The sequence below is a fragment of the Pseudomonas sp. P1_A1 genome (genome assembly GCF_056406935.1).
Genome location: NZ_JBFTZE010000026.1, coordinates 42,927 through 63,178 on the forward strand (window position 1 = coordinate 42,927; position 20,252 = coordinate 63,178).

Below are 20,252 nucleotides of genomic sequence, written 5' to 3' on the forward strand. Positions count from 1 at the left end.
CGCGCCACCACCATGGTTTTTGCCTCTCTCGAGTTTCTGACGTTGTTCCTGCCGCTGTTCTTGTGCAGCTATGCAGTGTGCCCAGCCGCCTGGCGCAACGTCACGTTACTGATCGGCAGCTGGCTGTTCTATGGCTGGTTGAGCCCTCGGTTCCTCGCAGTGCATGTGGTGCTGACGATCACGGCGTGGGCCGGCGGCTTGCTGATTGACGCCTTGCGGGAAAAAGACAAGGGCCGCGTGCGGCTGCTCGTGACATTGATCGTGCTCAACACGGCGGTGCTGTGCTGGTACAAGTACGCCAACATCGTCGCCGGTACGTTGATCGATGCCCTTGCCTGGTCTGGCGCCATGCCGCTGGACTGGCAGCGGGTCATCATGCCGGCCGGGCTATCGTTTATCGTATTGCAGGCGATTTCCTATCTGGTGGATGTACACCGCCGCACCGTGCCGGTCGAACGCAGCTTCATTAATTACGCCACCTATATTTCGATGTTCGGCCATTCGGTCGCCGGTCCCATCATTCGCTATGACTGGGTTCGACGTGAGCTGAATCAGCGTCACTTCAACCTGCGGAATTTCTCGCTGGGCGCACGCCGGTTCATGATCGGGATGAGCATGAAGGTCCTGGTGGCCGACACCCTGTCGCCGGTGGTCGACGTGGCGTTCAATGTGCAGAACCCAAGTTTCTATGACGCCTGGATCGGTTGCCTCGCCTACTCCTTGCAACTGTTCTTCGACTTCGCCGGCTACAGCGCCATGGCCATTGGTCTTGGATTGATGCTGGGCTTCCACTTTCCCGAGAACTTCAACCGTCCGTATCTGGCCAACAGCATCCAGGACTTCTGGCGTCGCTGGCATCTGTCGCTGTCCAGCTGGTTACGTGACTATCTTTATATTTCGCTGGGTGGCAATCGCAACGGCACCTGGAAAACTTATCGCAACCTGTTCCTGATCATGGCCATCGCCGGCCTCTGGCACGGTGGCGATAGCTGGAATTATCTGCTGTGGGGCAGCGCCCATGGCATTGCGTTGTGTGTGAATCGTGTCTGGAACAGCTCTACCCTGCCCCCGTTACAGCCAGTGTTTTCCCATGGGCTGACCCTGCTGTTCGTCTGCCTGGCCTGGACACTGTTCCGCGCCCCCGACTTTCACAGCGCGCTGAGCCTGTATGCCGGACAGTTCGGGCTGCAAGGCATCGCCCTCGGTGACGAACTGTCCGCGACCCTACGCCCGGTACACGGCCTTGCGGGTTTGCTGGGGGTGTTCGGTGTCGTTGCACCGTTGTTGCACCCTTACTGTGAGAAACGACTGGGCGGCCTATTGCTCCACACCACCGCCCTTTGGCCCATCGCCGGTTTCATGCTGTCGTTCGCACTGATCGCCAGTCGCGAAACCGTACCCTTCCTGTACTTCCAATTCTGATGACAACCCTAAAGCTCCCCCCGCTCCCCACTCAGCCAGATGATTTGGCGATACGCAGCAGTCGGTTGGCAGGCGTGGCGCTGCTGATATTCCTGTTCGTCGGACTGCTGTCCTCTGGCCGTCTGATCGTTTCAGGGCATATCTCACTGTTACCCGGTGATGTGCTGATCTCGCAGATTCTTGACGGCGATATCACACATCGACTCGCCAAGGAACTGTCGAACGCTCACCTCCCCACGACCTTCGCCGAGCTGGAGCGCGGAGTCAGTTGGCTGCTCCTGAACGACACCGGGCCGAGGGTTCGCTCAGGTTGTCCTGGCTGGTTGTTTTTGGCCGATGAGCTCAAGGTCAATCATCAAGCGCAGCGCAATGCCGATGCCAAAGCCCAGGCCGTGATTGACCTGAAGCAGCAGCTCTCCCAACGTGGCATCAGCCTGTTGGTGGTCATCGTTCCAGACAAGAGCCGGATCGCTTCCGAGCAGCGTTGCGCACTGCACCGCCCAGCCGTTCTCGAAGGACGCATCCAGGCCTGGACCTCGAAGCTGGATGCGGGCGGCGTGTCGAATCTGGATCTCACCGCTGCACTGACGCCACTGGGGGCCAGTGCCTGGTTGCGCACCGATACGCACTGGAGCGAATCCGGCGCGAAAGCGGCGGCCGAGGCCATCACACAGCGCCTGAAGACCCTGGGCATCAGCGCCACGCCAAGCAGGTCGTTCAATGAACGTCATGCCCCGCTCGCGGTTCGACCTGGCGATCTGGTCCATCTGGCGGGCATCGACTGGCTGCCGCTCAAATGGCAACCCGCACCCGACATGGTCGCCCAAACCAGCACCCACGAACTTCCCGTTGCGTCAGCCGCCAACCCTGACACTGAGGCAGACCTTTTTGGCGATGCCGACCTCCCCAACACCGCGCTCATCGGCACTTCATTCTCACGCAACTCCAACTTCGCAGGGTTTCTGCAGCAGGCACTGGGCGCCCCCGTGGGTAACTTCGCCAAAGACGGTGGAGCGTTCTCTGGCGCTGCAAACAGCTACCTCAACGACCCGGCTTCCAAAGAAACGCCGCCAAAGCAAATCATCTGGGAGATCCCGGAGCGAGACCTGCAATCGGCGTACGTCGACCCCATTGCCTATCGCTCTTTGCGGTAGGCCAATGACATCCGGCTGAAGGCAATCTTCGCCAGCTCGCCCCGTGTGTTCAGGGGCATTTCTCTCGATTGTTACTATCTGCGCAACAGTGTTTCTCCTTTCCGGTAAATGACAATTTGTCGCAGGGCTCGCTTTTTTTGATATCTTTGCGCAATTAACCAAATAGTTAACAACTATTTTCAGACTTGCCTTCACGACTCTTAACCCTCCCCACAAACGTTCATGCGTCAGTAGGATCATGCAACATGACTAAGTCTCGACCTTCGGCATCCGTCAGTCGCTGGCCCATCTGGGTCGTCGCCTTCGGCGTGCTGGCATTTGGATTATTMTTCGCAACCGGAGGTGGCTACCTCGCCACACTGGGTGGCAGCTGGTACTTCCTGCTCGCCGGTTTCGGTTTGATCGTCTCTGCGGTACTGCTCTTCAAGCAGCGTCTGCAGGGTGCCTGGCTGTTCGCGACGGTGATGGTGCTGACCGTGATTTGGGCGCTGGCCGATGTCGGACTGAACTTCTGGCCACTGATCTCTCGCTTGTTCGCCCTGGGCGTGCTGAGCCTGTTGGTGGCATTGGTCTACCCCCACCTGCGCAAGGCCAATAGCCTGGCCAGCGGGCGCAGTGGCTACGCTCTGAGCGGTGTGCTGGCAGTCGCCATCGTTGCAGGTGGTGCCGGTATGTTCGTTCCCCATGCCCCTGTTTCGCCGACCGGTGACGGCCCAGGCCTGACCAAGGTCGACCCTGCCAAGGCCCAGAAAAACTGGGAACACTACGGTAACGACGAAGGTGGCGGCCGCTTCGCCGCGCTGGACCAGATCAACCGTAGCAACGTCTCGAAGCTGGTGCCGGCATGGACCTACAATACCGGGGACATCGCGATCAGCGACGGCAATGGCGCCGAAGATCAGATGACACCGTTGCAGGTTGGCGACAAGGTGTTCATCTGCACCCCGCACAACAACCTCATCGCACTGGATGCCGATACCGGTAAACAGCTGTGGAAGAACGAGATCAACGCCAAGACCCGTGTTTGGCAACGTTGCCGCGGTATCGCCTACTTCGACGCTACCGCCGCGCTCGCCCAGCCTGCTGACGGCAGCACACCTGTCAAACCCGTGTCGATACCGGCCGGCGCCAACTGCCAGCGCCGCCTGCTGACCAACACCATCGATGCGCGCCTGATTGCAGTGGACGCCGATACAGGGGCCTTCTGCCAGGGCTTCGGTAACAACGGCCAGGTTGATCTGAAAGCAGGTCTTGGCGACGTCCCTGATTCCTATTACCAGCTGTCATCGGCACCGCTGATGGCCGGGACCACCGTGGTCGTCGGCGGCCGTGTCGCCGACAACGTCCAGACCGACATGCCAGGTGGCGTGATCCGTGGTTTCGACGTCGTCACCGGCGAGATGCGCTGGGCATTCGACCCGGGCAACCCCGAAGACAAGCAGGCTCCGGCGGCCGGCAGCACCTACGTGCGCAGCACGCCCAACAGTTGGGCACCGATGTCCTACGACCCGGCGATGAACACCGTGTTCTTGCCGATGGGCAGTTCGTCCACCGACATCTACGGCGTGGAGCGTACGGCACTGAACCACAAGTATGGCGCTTCCGTTCTTGCACTGAACGCAACAACCGGCGAAGAAAAGTGGGTCTACCAAACCGTCCACAACGACCTGTGGGACTTCGACCTGCCCATGCAGCCAAGTCTGATCGACTTCACCAAAGCCGACGGCAGCAAGGTGCCCGCCGTAGTGATCGGCACCAAAGCCGGCCAGATCTTCGTGCTTGACCGCGCCACCGGCAAACCGCTGACCAAGGTTGAAGAGGTTCCGGTCAAAACCTCGAACATCCCGAACGAACCTTACTCGCTGACTCAGCCGAAATCGGTGGGCATGCCAGCGATCGGCGCGCAAACCCTGACCGAGTCGGACATGTGGGGGGCAACGCCGTTCGATCAACTGCTCTGCCGTATCTCGTTCAAGAAAATGCGTTACGACGGGCTGTACACTGCACCAGGCACCGATATCTCGCTGAGCTTTCCGGGTTCGCTGGGAGGGATGAACTGGGGCGGCATCTCGACTGACCCGGTACACGGTTTTATCTTCGTCAACGACATGCGTCTGGGCCTGTGGATCCAGATGATTGCGGCGCAGAAAGATGCCAAGGCCTCTTCCGGTGGTGAAGCACTGAACACCGGCATGGGCGCGGTACCGCTCAAAGGCACCCCGTATGCAGTGAACAAGAACCGCTTCCTGTCGGTTGCCGGCATCCCTTGTCAGGCACCGCCCTTTGGCACACTGACCGCGATCGACATGAAAACCCAAAAAGTCGCGTGGCAAGTGCCGGTCGGCACCGTCCAGGACACTGGCCCATTGGGTATCAAGATGCATCTGCCGTTGCCGATCGGCATGCCGACGCTGGGCGGTACGCTCTCCACCCAGGGCGGCCTGGTGTTCATCGCCGGTACACAGGACTACTACCTGCGCGCCTTCAATTCCGCCAACGGAGAAGAGGCCTGGAAAGCCCGGCTACCCGTGGGCAGCCAGGGTGGCCCGATGACGTATGTGTCACCGAAAACAGGCAAGCAGTACATTGTCATCACCGCGGGTGGTGCGCGTCAGTCACCCGATCGCGGCGATTATGTGATCGCTTACGCGCTGCCTGATAGCAAGTAACCCGTAACACCTGAAAGCCGTTGCCACCCTGTGAGGGTGGCAGCGGCTTTTTGTTGTCTGCATGCTTGGCTCGTTGAACTCGCGGGCTCGGCACGAAGCGGATTTAAAAATCGAAGAACACCGTTTCACCCTCCCCCTGAATACGTATGTCGAAACGATAAGCCACCTTGCCATCCACCTCGCAACGCTGCGCTATCAGCGTTTCGCGACGCCGACGGCGGGCGTTGGGGTGAAACAGGAACGATGCCCCTGCCGACAGCAGGTCCCTTGATCAGTCACAACGCAATACGTCGGCGACGACTAAGCTGTTTCCAATGAACCTCGTCTCTCAAGGGGATCTCCATGAGCGCCGCTTCCCTGTCTGAACTCGATGCCGCTCTGCCCGGTTTGGCCCGCAAGATCCGCGTGCTGGATGCCCTGTCTTGGCCGGATGGAGTCGAGGAAGTCTTCCTGGCGCAATGGCGCGGCGGGAAAGCAGAATTGCCCAGAGTCGAATTGCGCCCGCGCGAGCACAGCGCCGRCATCGCCGCCCTGGAAGCCTTTATCAGCCGTTGCGATGAGGGGCATCCGGCCGGGAACTACCTCGCCATGACAGCGCGTAGCTATGCCACGGCTGGACGCATGCTGGGTGCCATCGGAACTCCCGCCTTTACTCAATACTCGTCAGCGCTGTACCGGCGCCCGGATTTCTATTATCAGAGCCAGAACCTGAGCATGCTGGACGCGGCCAATTTCTTCCTCAAGACCACCGACGCCCTTCTGGGCGGTGCCCGGATTCCGCCGAGTCAGGCCGAGATCCCGGCCGAGGCCTTCGCCGCCTGGATGCAGCCGGAACTGGACCGTTTCTTCGGCGCGGGCCGGATCACGGTCATTCTGGACCCGACCCTGGCCGCCAAGGCCATCGCCGGTACGAGCCGCATACGCCTGCGTGCCAGCGCTCTGTTCTCGGAACTGGACAAGAATCAGTTATTGCACCACGAGGCCTTCGTGCATGTCGCCACGGCACAAAACGGCGCGCACCAACCCAACCTCAAAAGCCTGGGACTGGGGGCGCCACGCACGACTCAGACTCAGGAAGGTATTGCCACCCTGGCAGAACTGTTCACCGGCAGCATGGATATCAACCGCTTGCGGCGCCTTGCCCTGCGCGTGCTTGCGGTCCAGCAGGCGCTGGATGGCGCCGATTTCATCCAGGTATTCGAAGGTTTTCTGGCTGCCGGTCAGTCGCAAGAGGAGTCCTTCCGTTCAACCCAACGGGTTTTCCGTGGCGCCGACCTGCATGGCGGTTCGGCGTTTACCAAGGATGCCGTTTACCTGACCGGTTTGCTCGGCGTCCATACCTTGTTGCGCATCGCGATCCGCGACAACCGGCCGGAATTGGTGGGCCATTTGTTTGCGGGGCGCCTCAGTCTGGGTGATACCGTACGCTTGGCTCCACTTTTCGAGTCCGGCTGGCTCCAGAGCCCGATCCATCTACCGGCCTGGGCCTCCGATCTGCGTCTACTCGCCGCCAACCTGGCCTTCTCCGCTTTTATCGCTCGGATAAAGTTGGATGTGCTCGATCTGGAGGTGCTCATGGCATTTGCAGACGAACACGAAACTGATGCCAGCGCTATGTGATCACGGTACCTGCGAATTGAATCGAAATGTAGGCATGACCTTTCCCGTCCCTTACGCCAGTGCCGCAGCCTTGGTCGCCACCGCCTCGCGCTCCAGCTCACGCACCAGCGGCAACACCTTGCGGCCGAAGTACTCCACTTCCTCCTGAAAGTGCAGGAAGCCACTGAGCACCAGATCCACCCCCACAGCCTTGAGTGCGACGATACGTTCGGCAATCTGCAGCGGCGTGCCGATCAGGTTGGTCTTGAAGCCATCGTTGTACTGCACCAGGTCTTCGAAGGTGGACTTGGCCCAGTTGCCTTCGCCTTCCGGGCTAGAGGCACCGGCGTTCTTCGCCTCGCTGCCAAAACCATTGACGGCCTCCGGATCGGCCTTGGCGATAATCTCCTGCAATACCGCGCGGGCTTCAGCCTCGGTTTCGCGGGCAATGACGAAAGCGTTCACCCCGACTTTCACCGAGTGACCATTGATCGCGGCCTTGGCCCGAATGTCGTCGACCTGGGCCTTGATGCCTTCGATGCTGTTGCCGTTGGTGAAGTACCAATCGGAAACCCGCGAAGCCATGTCCCGCGCCGCGCGCGAGCTGCCACCCTGGAAGATTTCCGGGTGCGGTTGCTGCAGTGGCTTGGGTTTGAGGGTGTAGTCATGGAAGCGGTAGAAGTCGCCGTGAAAACTGAAGTTGTCCTGGGTCCAGATGCCCTTCAGCGCCTGGATGAACTCTTCCGAGCGACGATAGCGCTCATCGTGGTCCAGCCACGGCTCGCCAATGGCCCGGAATTCGCCCTTGAACCAGCCCGACACGATATTCACTGCCACCCGACCGTTGGTGAACTGGTCGATCGTGGCCAGCTGCTTGGCCGCCAGCACCGGACTCCAAGGGCCAGGCAGGATCGCCGCGATCACCTTGAGCTTCTCGGTGGCGGCCAACAGTGCGTGGCTGATGGTCACCGACTCGTGTTGGTTTTCGGCGCCATAACCGGCGGTAAAGCGGATCTGTGACAAGGCGTATTCGAAGCCGGCCTTTTCGGCGATTTGCGCCAGCTTGCGGTTGTAATCGATGTCCCAGCTGGTGCGCTGTTCGATCTTACTGACCACAAGGCCGCCGCTGACGTTGGGAACCCAGTAAGCAAACTTGATGTTGTCCTGGCTCATTGCATGTACTCCATTGCGACCACGTTCAGTGTGTTGCTCATTGCCCGTCCTCATGATGGCGGAAGCCATCACGGCACCTGCACAAGGACTAAGGCAGCAACCGTGCCACTTCAATAAACCTAAATTAATCAAACAGTTATTTATTTTTTTCGGACTTATGCGGTGTCGCCTACCGGACAGGCTGATGATCAACTGTTGCGCGCCCAACAGTTGCCTCCGGGTCCGCGCAACACAGCACGTCTCGGCCACTGTTGCCGGGCGGTCAGTGCTTCAGCAAGTTTACCCGGCAGGCGACAGGCGCAAGCTTCGTCAACACCCCCACGCGCCCGCTAAAATGGCCTTTGCAGTGCCAGGCACGACCTGTGCACTGACTGCAGTACGCAACAGATCGACTGCTCTGTTGCTTCTCTTGCCTTCCATAAGGAGCAACACCATGACTGTCCAGCAACAACACCTGCCACGTCCCTTCTCCAGCGATACCGAATACCAGGCCCTGGCCGAGCGCTTCCGGCCGATCTTTGCACGCATCGCCGCCGGCGCACTGGAACGCGAGCAAAGCCGCAGCCTGCCCTTTGAACAAGTGAAGTGGCTGAAGGAAGCTGGCTTTGGCGCCGTGCGCGTGCCAGTGCAGTACGGTGGCGCCGGCGCTTCCCTGCCCCAGTTGTTTGAGTTGCTGATCGAACTGGCCGCAGCCGATTCCAACCTGCCGCAGGCGTTGCGCGGTCACTTTGCCTTTGTCGAAGACCGCCTCAATGCGCAGGCCGACGCGCCGCAGGACACCTGGTTCAAGCGTTTTGTCGAGGGTGACCTGGTGGGCAACGCCTGGACCGAAGTCGGCAGCGTGAAGATCGGCCAGGTCGGCACCCGTGTCTCGCGCCTGGGTGAACACTGGGTGGTCAACGGCACCAAGTACTACAGCACCGGCAGCATCTTCGCCGACTGGATCGACCTCTATGCCCAGCGCGATGACACCGGCGCCGACGTGATTGCCGCCGTTCGTGTACAGCAACCGGGCATCACCCAGAGCGACGATTGGGATGGTTTTGGCCAGCGCACCACCGGCAGCGGTACCTCGGTGTTCAAGGACGCGGTGGTGGAGCCCGAGAACCTGCTGGACTTCGCCACCCGCTTCAAGTACCAGACGGCCTTCTACCAACTGGTACTGTTGGCGGTTCAGACCGGTGCCGGCCGTGCCGCGGTGCACGACATCACGGAAGAAGTGCGCAAGCGCACGCGCATCTTCAGCACCGGCAATGCCAGTCACGTCAGCCAGGACGTTCAGGTGCAGCAAGTGGTGGGCAAGGCGTCGGCGCAGGTCTACGCCGCACACGCCACCACCCTGCGCGCGGCGGCCGCCTTGCAGGTGGCGTACGAAAGCCGCTTCGCCCATGACGACGTCGCCGAACGCGAGGCCAACATCGCTGCCGAACTGGAATCGGCCCAGGCCCAAGTGGTGGTCGCCGACCTGGTGCTGCGCGCCACCAGTGATCTGTTCAACGCCCTCAGCGCCTCGGCCACCAGCACCGGCAAGGCCCTCGATCGGCACTGGCGCAACGCGCGCACCGCGGCCTCACACAACCCGCTGATCTACAAGGAACGCATCATCGGCGATTGGGAAATCAACGGCACCGAACCTCCCTACGTCTGGCAGATCGGTAGAGGATCGAAGTAAGCCGACATCACGCGGGTGCCCGATCCCCCGGCACCTGCAGCTGATGTTTCCGGCATGTTGAAAATGAAGGCGTTGTGGGTACGAGGCCTTGAGCTCGTGGGGACCGCAAATGTTAAAACACCCTCGCCTGACAGGCCTCACGAAAAGCGCCCCCCCGCCCCCTCAGAAACGGATAGATATCGCCTCGAATCCGGATAGATCCACCGCACAGAAAGGCTTTCAATCGGGTCGTGCCTAAAACTACAAAAAGGGTGTACCTGATGAACAGCACTAGAAGCATTGCGCAGTGGCAAGATTACATTCAGGGTTGCCTGGATTTTCGGCCGGCCGAAGGTATTTACCGCGTCGCCCGTGACATGTTCACAGAGCCGGAACTGTTCGACCTGGAGATGGAACTGATCTTCGAGAAGAACTGGATCTACGCCTGCCACGAGAGCGAAATCGCCAATCCCAATGATTTCCTGACGATGCGTGCAGGTCGTCAGCCGATGATCATCACCCGCGATGGGAGCAATCAGCTCCATGCGCTGATCAACGCTTGCCAGCACCGGGGCGCGACCCTGACTCGCGTCAGCAAAGGCAACCAATCTACCTTTACCTGTCCGTTCCACGCCTGGTGTTACAAAAGTGACGGCCGCCTGGTCAAGGTCAAGGCCCCAGGTGAATACCCGGAGGGTTTCGACAAAGCAACACGCGGCCTGAAGAAGGCCCGGATCGAGAGCTACAAGGGTTTCGTCTTTATCAGCCTGGACGTCAATGGCAGCGACTCGCTGGAGGACTACCTCGGCGATGCCAAAGTGTTCTTCGACATGATGGTCGCGCAGTCTCCGACCGGCGAGCTGGAAGTACTGCCCGGCAAGTCGACCTATAGCTATGACGGCAACTGGAAACTGCAGCACGAAAACGGCCTGGATGGTTATCACGTCAGCACCGTGCACTACAACTACGTCTCCACGGTGCAGCATCGCCAGCAAGTCAACGCGGGCAAGGGCGGCGGTTCCGACACGCTGGACTACAGCAAGTTGGGCGCCGGCGATGCCGAAACCGACGACGGCTGGTTCTCGTTCAAGAATGGCCACAGCCTCTTGTTCAGCGACATGCCCAACCCGACTGTACGCGCCGGTTATGCCAGCGTGATGCCGCGCCTGGTGAAGGAATACGGCCAGCAACAAGCCGAGTGGATGATGCATCGTCTACGCAATCTCAACATCTACCCAAGCCTGTTCTTCATGGATCAGATCAGCTCGCAGCTGCGTATCGTGCGCCCAGTGGCCTGGAACAAGACCGAGATCACCAGCCAGTGCATCGGCGTCAAGGGTGAGTCCGACGCAGATCGGGAAAACCGGATCCGCCAGTTCGAGGACTTCTTCAACGTTTCAGGCATGGGCACTCCCGACGACCTGGTGGAGTTTCGCGAAGCCCAACGCGGATTCCAGGCCCGCCTCGAGCGCTGGAACGAAGTATCCCGCGGCAGTGAGAAATGGGTCGAAGGCCCCACCCCGAACAGCGAGGTTCTGGGCATCAACCCGGTACTGACCGGCACCGAGTTCACGCATGAGGGGCTCTACATCAATCAGCACGGATCCTGGCAGCGCTTCCTTCTGCAAGGTCTTGCACAAAAAGCCCTGAAGTTGAAGGAGGTGTGAAATGAGCGCACTACAACATTCCGTCGAACAATTCCTCTACCGCAAAGCCGAGCTGTGTGATCAGCAGGATTGGGACGCCTACATCGCCCTGTTTGATGAACAGAGCGAATTCCACCTGCCGCAATGGGAGTCGGAGCATGTGTACACCACCGATCCCAAGCGCGGCATGTCGCTGATTTACTACTCGAACCGCTCCGGTCTGGAAGACCGGGTATTTCGTCTGCGCACAGGCAAGTCGGCAGCTTCAAACCCGATGCCGCGCACCTTGCATCAAATCAGCAATGTGCGAATCAAGGAGATCGATAACGGCTTGCTTGAAGTCAAGGCCGCCTGGGTCACGCTCTACACCCGGCAAGGGCTGTCCGAGCAGTTCTACGGCCATGTGACCTACCACCTCAAAGCGGACGCAGACAGCTGGAAGATCACCCGCAAGCACATCGTGCTGCTCAACGACACGATCAACTCAGTGCTTGATTTCTATCACCTGTGAACTGTGGGGCACGCTGTCATGAACCATAAAGTCGCTTTCAGCTTCGCAGATGGCAAGACCTCGTTCTTCGAGGTCAAGCCCAACGAACTGCTGCTCGACGCCGCGCTACGCAATGGCGTGAACATCCCGCTGGACTGTCGCGAAGGTGTCTGTGGCACTTGCCAGGGTCGCTGCGAATCAGGCCAATTCACTCAAGACTACGTCGATGAAGAGGCCCTTTCCGAGCAGGATCTGGCGCAACGCAAAATGCTCTCTTGCCAGACCCGCGTGCAATCGGATGCGTCGTTCTATTTCGACTTCGATTCGAGCTTGTGCAACGCTGGGGCCACCCAGTTGTTGCAAGCGGTGATTACCGGTGTGGAGCAGGTTTCGGCCACCACGGCGATCCTTCATCTGGACGCTTGCGGCCACCAGCAGCAATTGGACTTTCTTCCGGGGCAATACGCTCGACTGCATGTACCGGGCACCAGTGAGTGGCGCTCCTACTCATTCGCCAACCGCCCCAACCCCACCAACCAGTTGCAGTTTCTCATCAGGCTCTTGCCTGATGGCGTGATGAGCAACTTCATCCGTGAGCATTGCCGCCCCGGTCAAGTACTCGAGCTCGAGGCCCCATTGGGGAGCTTCTATCTACGTCAGGTAACCAAACCTCTCGTACTGGTGGCAGGAGGAACCGGCCTGTCGGCCTTCCTCGGGATGCTTGATAACATTGCAGAGAAAGGTGGCTGCGGGCACCCGATCCAACTGTTCTATGGCGTCACACAGGACAATGACCTGTGCGAAACTCAACGCCTGGCTGATTATCGCGAACGAATCGCCGACTTCGACTATCACCTTGTGGTTTCAAAACCCTCCGTGGATTGGCAAGGTAAAACCGGGTGGATTCCTGACCACTTCGACCGTCAGTCCTTCGAAGCCAACCCATTCGACATCTATCTGTGCGGTCCTCCGCCCATGGTCGACGCGATTAAAACCTGGTTCAACGATCAGAAGATCGAGCAGTTCCAGATGTATTACGAGAGGTTTATCGATAGCCATTCCAAACATTGAGCAACAGGGAAATATCCGGAGAGGCATCCAGATATTTCCCTGTTTTTTTTATCGTCTGACTGCGTCGCAGCCAATCTCCCTTCCTCAAAGAATCAGAGAGGTTTGGCGTGCACTAGACGCCATCATCCGCTGTTGCGCTACCAACAGTCGGTTTCAGCGCAGAATACAGCGCAGGCCGACACAGGCGGTTGACGTCAATCAAGTAATCCAGACAAGGCCATTCCTACAACCTTGCGTAAACCTGGATGTCGAGGACGGACCTGAAAAAAATCTAATCCGGACCCGGTTTCCAATGAGCAAAATTGATGTAACTCATTGTTGTTAAATATAATTTTAAAAAAAATCACTCACATTTTTCTGGCGTCTGCCGATGGCTTTTTACCGGACCCAGGGAGCTGCAGGAATGAGGAACAACCAACCCGTTACGCAACGTGAGGTCGCGCTTGCACCTCAACAGAAACTCATCTCGACAACAGATGCTCGAGGAGTCATCACTTACTGCAATGACGCCTTCGTAGAAATCAGTGGCTTCGACAGAGCCGACCTGATTGGCGCACCGCAAAATATCGTCCGCCATCCCGATGTGCCTCCTGCCGTATTCGCCCATATGTGGGGCGCTCTTAAGCAAGGCAACCCCTGGATGGGCATTGTCAAAAACCGCTCCAGAAACGGTGACCATTACTGGGTCAATGCCTACGTCACACCGATTTTCGAAGGCAGCCAAGTGGTTGGCTATGAATCGGTCAGGGTCAAACCCACTGCCGAACAAGTTCACCGCGCCGAAGCCCTCTACAAGCGCATCAGTCAGGGCAAGGCGGCCATCCCCGTGCGTGACAAGTGGCAACCGGCCCTGCTTGGCTGGCTGCCATTCCTGGTTATGGGCTTGGCGGGGGCTTTGAGTGGTGTCTTACTCAACACCTTCGTGGCCATTGCCATCACCGCAGCTGTCTCTGCACCGCTCGGACTGATCGTCACGCGCTGGCAAAAGCAGGGGACATTGCGCTTGTTACAGATGGCTGAACCCTCCACCTCCGATCAACTGATCGCGAAAATGTACAGCGACGAGTGCGGCCCTCAGGCACGCCTGGAAACCGCCTTTGTGAGCCAGGCCGCGCGCCTGAAGACCTGTCTTACACGTCTGCAGGACACCGCGGAGCAACTCAGCGGACTAGCCGGGAGGTCCGACGTATTGGCCGCCGACAGCTCACGGGGTCTTGATCGCCAGCGTGTCGAGACCGAACAAGTGTCCGCAGCGGTCAATCAGATGGCGGCGACCACACAAGAAGTCGCCAGCCATGTCCAACGCACCGCTGACGCCTCCCAAGAAGCTAACTTGCTGACCGGACGCGGACGCGATGTGGCCCGAGATACCCGCGAAGCGATCCAGCGACTGTCCGCAGTGGTTGGCGAAACCGGGCAGACGGTCGCGCAGTTGGCCAAGGACAGCAGTGAAATCGGAACCGTGGTCGATGTCATCAAAGGCATTGCCGATCAAACCAACCTACTGGCCCTGAATGCCGCGATCGAAGCTGCCCGCGCTGGTGATATGGGTCGAGGCTTCGCCGTGGTGGCGGACGAGGTGCGTCAGTTGGCGCAGCGCACCTCTGAATCCACGACGCAAATCCATGGCCTGATAACCAAGCTCCAGATGTCTTCCGATAACGCCGTGCAAACGATGGAAAGTGGTCGCCGTCAGGCCGAAGAAGGTGTGACGTGGGTGCTTGAGGCAGACAAAGCATTGGTAGGTATCAGTGAAGCGGTCGCCAACATCACTGATATGACAACCCAAATTGCAGCGGCCACTGAAGAGCAAACCGCCGTTGCAGAGGAAATCAGCCGTAATATCACCACCATCGCGCACCTGGCAGATCAGACATCAGAGCAGGCCCATCATTCGGCAGAGTTAAGCAAGGAATTGACCCGGACGGCCAATACTCAGTACTCATTGGTCGAGCGCTTTAATCGATAACTAGAGGTGTTTGAGCTGACCGAAGAAGCTCGTAGTCGACCGGCGAAAATACGGGAGAGCACCGACCTCAAGTGGTTTGCGCCACAATCGGCATGGGGACGGCCTTCATAGGTCGTTCCCTGCCACACTACCGATTTTCTTAAGCCGTTTTGTCGCGACTGAGGAAGGCGCTGTTGGCTACCTCCGGAGCTTCGAACTCACGACGATAAAAAAGCAAGATGGATTCACCGCCCGCTTACTAACAGCTAGCGGAGATTGCTCGCCAAACGCGGCCTCCCCCATAATTCGCCGCCACACATCCAATGCAATAAACCCGAAACTTATTTCGCCGTAATCACCGACAACTTGGTAATCCCCGCCCGCTCGATCGAGGCCATCGCCCGCGCTACTTCGCCATAATTCACCCCGTTGTCCGCCTGCAGTTGCACGCGCACGTCGGGATTTTTCGCTTTGGCCGCTTGTAGGTTGAACTCGAGCAGATCCGCCTGAATCTCGTCCTTGTTGATGAACACCTTGCCTTTGTCATCGATGCTCACCACCAGCGGGTCTTTCTGTTCCACCGGCGCCACCGATTCGGTCTTCGGCAGGTTGATCGGGATCGCGTTCGTCAGCAGTGGCGCGGTGACGATAAATACCACCAGCAGCACCAGCATCACGTCCACCAGTGGCGTAACGTTGATCTCGCTGAGCACTTCATCGCTGTCTTGTGTGGAGAAGGCCATTTCAGGAGGCCTCCTTGACTTGCTGTCCGGCGACGGTCGCGCCGGACTTGCTCAGCACCGGGTGCAGCAGAACGCGGAACGCGTTTTTCTGCGCCAGGCTGTAGAAGTCGTGGGCAAAGTCGTCGAGGTCGGCGACGGTCAGTTTCAGGCGACGCAGGAAGTAGTTGTAGACCAGCACCGCCGGCACTGCGACGGCGATACCTACGCCCGTCGCAACCAGTGCCGCGCCGATCGGCCCAGCCACGGTTTCCAGGCTCGCCGAGCCCGCCGCACTGATGCCTTTCAACGCCGACATGATGCCCCAGACTGTCCCGAACAAGCCGATAAAGGGCGACGTACTGCCAATGCTGGCGAGGATCGCCAGTCCGCTTTCCAGCGAGCGACGTTCGCGCACGATCTGCTGGCGCAAGGCGCGCTCGAGACGGTCCTGATGATTGATTGCCTGGCTCAAGTCGGCAGCTTGTGCGCCCTCTGGCACCTGGATCGCGGCATAACCGGCCAGTGCCACGCGAGCCGCAGCGCCCGGTTGGCCATGGGCCAATTCAGCGGCGGAATCGAGACTGGAAGCGGCCCAGAAGTGTTTATGGAATTTGCGATCCTGGGTCTTGAGACGGGTGAACTGCACGCCCTTGAGCAAGGCCAGGCCCCAGGTGGCGACGGAAAAGAGGATCAACAGCCAGATGACAGTGTGTTCGATGGATTCGAAAGGGGATGCGATCAGGTTCATGGTCAGGCTCTCCAACAAGGCATTAAATCGGTTGTAGCGATGCGCCTTTTGTCAGGTGGCCCGCGGTATACGTCGACAGGTTGCGTTACTTGATTTTGAAATCGATGGGCACGCTGACCCAGCCCTCCTGGGCGACATCACCCTGCTTGGCCGGGACGAAACTCCAGCGCTTGACCGCCGCCAGTGCCGCGTCATCGAGTTGGTCGCGGCCGCTGCTTTTCTGGATCTGGATTTCACCGGGCTTGCCACTGGCCAGGACGTGCACACGCAACAACACCGTGCCTTCCCAGCCGCGACGCATCGCCAGCGACGGGTATTCCGGTGCTGGGTTCTTCAGGTACGCGGCACTGGCCGAGGCAGGGGTCACCGGTTTCAGGGCTGGCGGTGCCGATGGCGTCGGAGCCGCGACCGGTTGTGGTAGCGCGGGCGGTGCCGGCGGCTGTTCCACCGGTTTGGCGGCAGGTTTGGGCATCGGTTTCACCACCGGCTTGGGCTTGGGAATCGGCTTGGGCGGTGGCGGCTTCACGGCCAGTTCGTCCTCCACAGGTGGCGGTTCGACCACCGGCTGCGGTATCGGCTCAGGAGGTGGCGGCACCACAACGGGAGGCGCCGGCTGCGAGAACTCGATGGTCATCGGCGGAATCTCAGGCGGCACCACCGGCAGTTGCGGCGGCGGGGTCTGGTTGACCCAGACAATCACCGCGCCATGCAACACCAACGCGAACACCCCCAGCAAGACCGCTTCGCGGCGACTCAACACGTGCCTGGGCGTGCTGAGCTGCCGCGACAGCGCCAAGGGTTCCCGGAAGACCCGGCCAAGATCGAGCAGTTCACCGCCGGGTAGTGGGTGCCGGAACACCTCTAGGGCACTGGCGGCATTCTGGACATTGCCCATTGATAGACTCCTGTAAATCTTCAGGTAGAACCCGGACTACCGCGACGGTTCCGATTGCGTGACTGTCAGTGGCGCAGCGGAAAACACCGCCGTATCGGTGAGTTTTTCCACATCAACACGATGGGGAAAGATCTTCTTTTCCACGAACAAGTCATCGACTTGCTGCAAGGCCTGAACATCCCGCGGTTCAACCGGCAACAGCGACTCATCGCCCCAGCTGCGCAGCGTCTGCGAGACTTCAAGGGGAATGTCGTTGACCTTGGCGAACACCCGAGCGTACTCGTCGGGATTGCGCTGCGCCCATTCGAACGCCTTGGCGAAGCGCTGCAATACATCACTCAGTGCCTTGCGTTTGAGCGGGTCGGTCAGCACTTCATCGGAGGCGGTGATAAACGTCAGCCCGGTGTTGATGCCTTCGCCACTGATCAGCACCCGCGCGCCCTTCTGCTCGGCGAATGCCTGATACACCCCGAACGTAGCCCAGGCTTCGATTTTCCCGGCGTTGAACGCCGGCAAGGCGTCGGTCGGCAAGACGAAGCCGACGTTGACGTCTTTCTCATCGACCCCGGCATTGGCCAGCGCGCGAATCAGCAGGTACTGGGAAATGCTGCCTCGGGCCGACGACACCACCACGTTGCGACCTTTCAAATCCGCAACGCTGCGAATCGTTGAATCCGGTGGAACCAGAATCGCGATCCCTCTCGATTGACTGCGCCGTACCGCGACAATCCGCAACGGCGTGCCGCCAGTCGCCGCCGCGAGCACCGGGGTATCACCGGCCGGCCCCAGATCGACAGCGCCGGCGCGCAGGGCTTCGAACAGCGGCGCGGCGCCCTGGAAGTTGGCCCACTGCACCTTGTAGTCGATGCCCTCCAGCGCATTCGCCGCCTCGACCACCGTGCGCAAGCCCTTGGCCTGATCGCCCAGCACCAGCGTCACGCCGGACAAATCTGACTGGGCCGCCGATGAGGACTTTGTCTCGACGGTCTCACCGCAACCGCCGAGCAACAGCGCGGCGCCAGACAACAGCACAGCCGTGGTTTTCCAGATGCGTCCTGGCATGGCAAAAAATTCCTTTATCAAAAAATCAGCCATGAGCAAAACGCCGGACGTTGCCAGTCGACACTGCTGGTACAGCGCCGGCCGCTTGAATCGCTGGCTCGTTCGCTTCAACCCCCAACAGGCTCAACAAACGCGCGCGGATTTGCTGAAAACCTTCCTGACCAGTATCCCGGGCCCGCGGCAGGTCTATGGTCAATTGCTCGGCGATCTTGCCGTTGGCCAGCACGATGACCCGATCGGCCAGCAGGATCGCTTCATCCACGTCGTGGGTCACCAGCAGCACGGCCGGCGTGTGTTTGCGCCATAGCTCGATGATCAGCCGATGCATGCGAATCCGGGTCAGGGCATCGAGTGCGGCGAACGGTTCATCAAGCAGCAACAGCTTGGGCTCGCGCACCAGACCGCGGGCCAGCGCCACTCGCTGCGCTTCGCCACCAGAGAGCGTCGCCGGGTAGGCTTCCAGGCGATGGGCCAGGCCCACTTCGGTCAGCGCCTGCACCGCACGCGCCTTGGCATCGGGGATGTGCAGGCCGAGAATCACGTTCTTCCAGGCGCGCTTCCAGGGCATCAGCCGAGGTTCCTGAAACACCGCCGCCCGCGCCTTGGGCACCCGCAGCTGGCCGCTGTCGATGCTGTCGAGTCCGGCCAGGCTGCGCAATAAAGTGGTCTTACCCGAACCGCTGGCCCCCAGCAGCGCGACGAATTCGCCGGGGGCAATGTCCAGGTCCAGGCCGTCGATGACCCGCTGTTGACCAAACTGGCGCACCACATTGCGCAGCTGTACGGGTGCTGCTGAATGCGCGGTTTTAGACGCGTCCAAAAGATCGATGCTCGACATATCAGTTCCTCACAAAGGATGGGCGCCAGGCCAGGGCAAAACGCTCCAGCGTACGAATCAGTCCGTCGATCAACAGGCCGAGGACGCTGTAAATCAGCAGGCAGATCACGATCACATCGGTGCGCATGAAATCCCGCGCATCACTGGCCAGATAGCCAATGCCGGCGGTGGTGTTGATTTGCTCGACAAACACCAGGGCCAGCCAGGAAATTCCCAGGGAGTAACGCAGGCCGACGAAGAATGAGGGCAACGAGCCCGGCAGAATCACATGCCAGATCAACTCGCGACGATTCAGGCCCAGAGTGTTGGCAGCCTCGATCAGTTTGGGGTCGATGTTGCGAATGCCGGCGAACAGGTTCAGGTACACCGGAAAGGTGGTACCGGTCACGATCAGGGCAATCTTGGTGAACTCGCCGATACCGAACCAGAGAATGAACAGCGGCACCAGCGCCAGCGAAGGGATGGTGCGCAGCATCTGCATCGGTGAATCGAGGATCACTTCGCCGCGCTTCGACAGGCCGGTAATCAGCGCCGCGACGACACCGATGCTCACGCCGATGCTCAGCCCCACGAGCGCCCGCTGCAGGGATACCAGCAGATGCTTGCCCAGCTCGCCGGAAGTGATCATGGCCCAGAGCGTGCCGCCAATCTGCGACGGCGCGGCGATCACCCGTTGCGGAATCAGCCCCCACTGCGACGCCAGTTCCCACAACAGCAGCAGCGCAATCGGGCTGATCAATCGCAGCAATGCCTCAGGTGTTCGCCAGTTGCGCAACCAGTCGGGGAGCAACCTTGACGCACCCCGGCTATCACCAGTGAGGCGAGCGGCCTTATTGACGGAAAACGAGCTACTGGCGCTCGGCGTATCGAAAGTCTTTTCAGTCATCAGGCTTCCTTCCTCATAAAGAACATGGCTGGAGGCGCCATGCATCTGCTTCGGATTCATGCTATTCGCATAAAAAACCTCAGTGAAATTCTTTTTGGGAATAACCTAATATGATTAAAAATCAGATAGCCGATCAGCCAGATAAATTATTTGCATAGTAAACCGGCTCAGCCCGGGCCCTTTGCAGGGTGCGCCACCGACTCAACATAAAATGCGGATCTCTGATACATCAAATAACAAGTAATCAATTAATTTAATAATTAACTTAGAACAAAACG

Annotated in this window: 16 protein-coding genes and 2 pseudogenes; 10 read left to right on the forward strand and 8 right to left on the reverse strand. The window is 59.4% G+C overall.

Going from position 1 to position 20,252, the window contains the following annotated elements; all coding sequences use genetic code 11:
• Positions 1–12: 12 nt before the first annotated feature.
• From AC1D2Q_RS27385 to AC1D2Q_RS27395, 3 genes are all read left to right on the forward strand, one after another.
• On the forward strand, positions 13–1,422 hold the full coding sequence (locus AC1D2Q_RS27385) for an MBOAT family O-acyltransferase (protein ID WP_477815253.1): 1,410 nt from the start codon (positions 13–15) through the stop codon (positions 1,420–1,422).
• Complete coding sequence (locus AC1D2Q_RS27390) at positions 1,422–2,576, forward strand: alginate O-acetyltransferase AlgX-related protein (protein WP_477815254.1); 1,155 nt, start codon at positions 1,422–1,424, stop codon at positions 2,574–2,576. Before AC1D2Q_RS27385 ends, AC1D2Q_RS27390 begins: the two co-directional genes overlap by 1 nt.
• A 245-nt stretch (positions 2,577–2,821) precedes the next feature.
• The gene (locus AC1D2Q_RS27395; protein ID WP_477815255.1) at positions 2,822–5,245 is read left to right on the forward strand and encodes a glucose/quinate/shikimate family membrane-bound PQQ-dependent dehydrogenase; all 2,424 of its coding nucleotides are present in this window, start codon (positions 2,822–2,824) and stop codon (positions 5,243–5,245) included.
• Positions 5,246–5,348: 103 nt separating this feature from the next.
• Here the strand turns inward: AC1D2Q_RS27395 and AC1D2Q_RS27400 are convergent.
• A pseudogene (locus tag AC1D2Q_RS27400) lies at positions 5,349–5,456 on the reverse strand (protocatechuate 3,4-dioxygenase subunit alpha); the annotation flags it as partial.
• A 131-nt stretch (positions 5,457–5,587) separates the two neighbouring features.
• On the opposite strand from AC1D2Q_RS27400, the gene AC1D2Q_RS27405 reads away from it, so the two are divergent.
• Positions 5,588–6,865, forward strand: a complete 1,278-nt coding sequence (locus AC1D2Q_RS27405) for a flavohemoglobin expression-modulating QEGLA motif protein (RefSeq protein WP_477815256.1) — start codon at positions 5,588–5,590, stop codon at positions 6,863–6,865.
• A gap of 51 nt (positions 6,866–6,916) precedes the next feature.
• Here AC1D2Q_RS27405 and sfnG read toward each other — a convergent pair whose 3' ends face one another.
• A complete protein-coding gene (sfnG, locus tag AC1D2Q_RS27410) occupies positions 6,917–8,017 on the reverse strand; it encodes a dimethylsulfone monooxygenase SfnG (RefSeq protein WP_477815257.1) in 1,101 nt (366 codons plus the stop codon).
• A 433-nt stretch (positions 8,018–8,450) separates the two neighbouring features.
• On the opposite strand from sfnG, the gene AC1D2Q_RS27415 reads away from it, so the two are divergent.
• The 6 genes and pseudogenes from AC1D2Q_RS27415 (at position 8,451) to AC1D2Q_RS27440 (ending at position 14,844) form a co-directional block, all read left to right on the forward strand.
• Positions 8,451–9,689, forward strand: coding sequence for an acyl-CoA dehydrogenase family protein (locus tag AC1D2Q_RS27415; protein ID WP_477815258.1), 1,239 nt, complete (start codon positions 8,451–8,453; stop codon positions 9,687–9,689).
• Positions 9,690–9,949: 260 nt separating this feature from the next.
• Positions 9,950–11,335 carry an anthranilate 1,2-dioxygenase large subunit gene (gene antA, locus AC1D2Q_RS27420; protein WP_477815259.1) on the forward strand — a complete coding sequence of 462 codons (1,386 nt, stop codon included), beginning with the start codon at positions 9,950–9,952 and terminating at the stop codon, positions 11,333–11,335.
• A gap of 1 nt (position 11,336) precedes the next feature.
• Positions 11,337–11,825: an anthranilate 1,2-dioxygenase small subunit gene (gene antB / locus AC1D2Q_RS27425; RefSeq protein ID WP_018927825.1), complete on the forward strand. Its 489-nt coding sequence runs from the start codon at positions 11,337–11,339 to the stop codon at positions 11,823–11,825.
• 18 nt (positions 11,826–11,843) lie between these two features.
• Positions 11,844–12,875 carry an anthranilate 1,2-dioxygenase electron transfer component AntC gene (gene antC / locus AC1D2Q_RS27430; protein WP_477815260.1) on the forward strand — a complete coding sequence of 344 codons (1,032 nt, stop codon included), beginning with the start codon at positions 11,844–11,846 and terminating at the stop codon, positions 12,873–12,875.
• A 403-nt stretch (positions 12,876–13,278) separates the two neighbouring features.
• Positions 13,279–13,551, forward strand: a pseudogene (locus AC1D2Q_RS27435) (PAS domain-containing protein); the annotation flags it as partial.
• A gap of 219 nt (positions 13,552–13,770) precedes the next feature.
• Complete coding sequence (locus AC1D2Q_RS27440) at positions 13,771–14,844, forward strand: methyl-accepting chemotaxis protein (RefSeq protein WP_477815277.1); 1,074 nt, start codon at positions 13,771–13,773, stop codon at positions 14,842–14,844.
• A 320-nt stretch (positions 14,845–15,164) separates the two neighbouring features.
• Here the strand turns inward: AC1D2Q_RS27440 and AC1D2Q_RS27445 are convergent, their stop codons facing one another.
• The 6 genes from AC1D2Q_RS27445 to AC1D2Q_RS27470 form a co-directional block, all read right to left on the reverse strand.
• Positions 15,165–15,566, reverse strand: coding sequence for an ExbD/TolR family protein (locus AC1D2Q_RS27445; RefSeq protein WP_019578566.1), 402 nt, complete (start codon positions 15,564–15,566; stop codon positions 15,165–15,167).
• Between the two features lies 1 nt (position 15,567).
• A complete protein-coding gene (locus AC1D2Q_RS27450; RefSeq protein ID WP_019649103.1) occupies positions 15,568–16,293 on the reverse strand; it encodes a MotA/TolQ/ExbB proton channel family protein in 726 nt (241 codons plus the stop codon).
• An 85-nt stretch (positions 16,294–16,378) separates the two neighbouring features.
• Positions 16,379–17,188 (reverse strand): energy transducer TonB, encoded by an 810-nt coding sequence (locus AC1D2Q_RS27455; RefSeq protein WP_477815261.1) that lies wholly within the window; start codon positions 17,186–17,188, stop codon positions 16,379–16,381.
• A 36-nt stretch (positions 17,189–17,224) separates the two neighbouring features.
• Entirely contained in the window at positions 17,225–18,250 is a 1,026-nt protein-coding gene (locus tag AC1D2Q_RS27460; protein WP_477815262.1) for an ABC transporter substrate-binding protein, read from the reverse strand.
• A gap of 25 nt (positions 18,251–18,275) precedes the next feature.
• A complete protein-coding gene (locus AC1D2Q_RS27465) occupies positions 18,276–19,088 on the reverse strand; it encodes an ABC transporter ATP-binding protein (protein ID WP_019578562.1) in 813 nt (270 codons plus the stop codon).
• A gap of 1 nt (position 19,089) precedes the next feature.
• On the reverse strand, positions 19,090–19,974 hold the full coding sequence (locus tag AC1D2Q_RS27470) for an ABC transporter permease (RefSeq protein ID WP_096480384.1): 885 nt from the start codon (positions 19,972–19,974) through the stop codon (positions 19,090–19,092).
• Positions 19,975–20,252: the final 278 nt, after the last annotated feature.

What these genes read in the sequence shown, in the direction of transcription:
- AC1D2Q_RS27385 (WP_477815253.1), top strand. Translation starts at nt 13, where the DNA reads ATGGTTTTTGCCTCTCTCGAGTTTCTGACGTTGTTCCTGCCGCTGTTC.
- AC1D2Q_RS27390 (WP_477815254.1), top strand. Translation starts at nt 1,422, where the DNA reads ATGACAACCCTAAAGCTCCCCCCGCTCCCCACTCAGCCAGATGATTTG.
- sfnG (WP_477815257.1), bottom strand. Translation starts at nt 8,017, where the DNA reads ATGAGCCAGGACAACATCAAGTTTGCTTACTGGGTTCCCAACGTCAGC.
- AC1D2Q_RS27415 (WP_477815258.1), top strand. Translation starts at nt 8,451, where the DNA reads ATGACTGTCCAGCAACAACACCTGCCACGTCCCTTCTCCAGCGATACC.
- antA (WP_477815259.1), top strand. Translation starts at nt 9,950, where the DNA reads ATGAACAGCACTAGAAGCATTGCGCAGTGGCAAGATTACATTCAGGGT.
- antB (WP_018927825.1), top strand. Translation starts at nt 11,337, where the DNA reads ATGAGCGCACTACAACATTCCGTCGAACAATTCCTCTACCGCAAAGCC.
- antC (WP_477815260.1), top strand. Translation starts at nt 11,844, where the DNA reads ATGAACCATAAAGTCGCTTTCAGCTTCGCAGATGGCAAGACCTCGTTC.
- AC1D2Q_RS27445 (WP_019578566.1), bottom strand. Translation starts at nt 15,566, where the DNA reads ATGGCCTTCTCCACACAAGACAGCGATGAAGTGCTCAGCGAGATCAAC.
- AC1D2Q_RS27450 (WP_019649103.1), bottom strand. Translation starts at nt 16,293, where the DNA reads ATGAACCTGATCGCATCCCCTTTCGAATCCATCGAACACACTGTCATC.
- AC1D2Q_RS27455 (WP_477815261.1), bottom strand. Translation starts at nt 17,188, where the DNA reads ATGGGCAATGTCCAGAATGCCGCCAGTGCCCTAGAGGTGTTCCGGCAC.
- AC1D2Q_RS27460 (WP_477815262.1), bottom strand. Translation starts at nt 18,250, where the DNA reads ATGCCAGGACGCATCTGGAAAACCACGGCTGTGCTGTTGTCTGGCGCC.
- AC1D2Q_RS27465 (WP_019578562.1), bottom strand. Translation starts at nt 19,088, where the DNA reads ATGTCGAGCATCGATCTTTTGGACGCGTCTAAAACCGCGCATTCAGCA.
- AC1D2Q_RS27470 (WP_096480384.1), bottom strand. Translation starts at nt 19,974, where the DNA reads ATGACTGAAAAGACTTTCGATACGCCGAGCGCCAGTAGCTCGTTTTCC.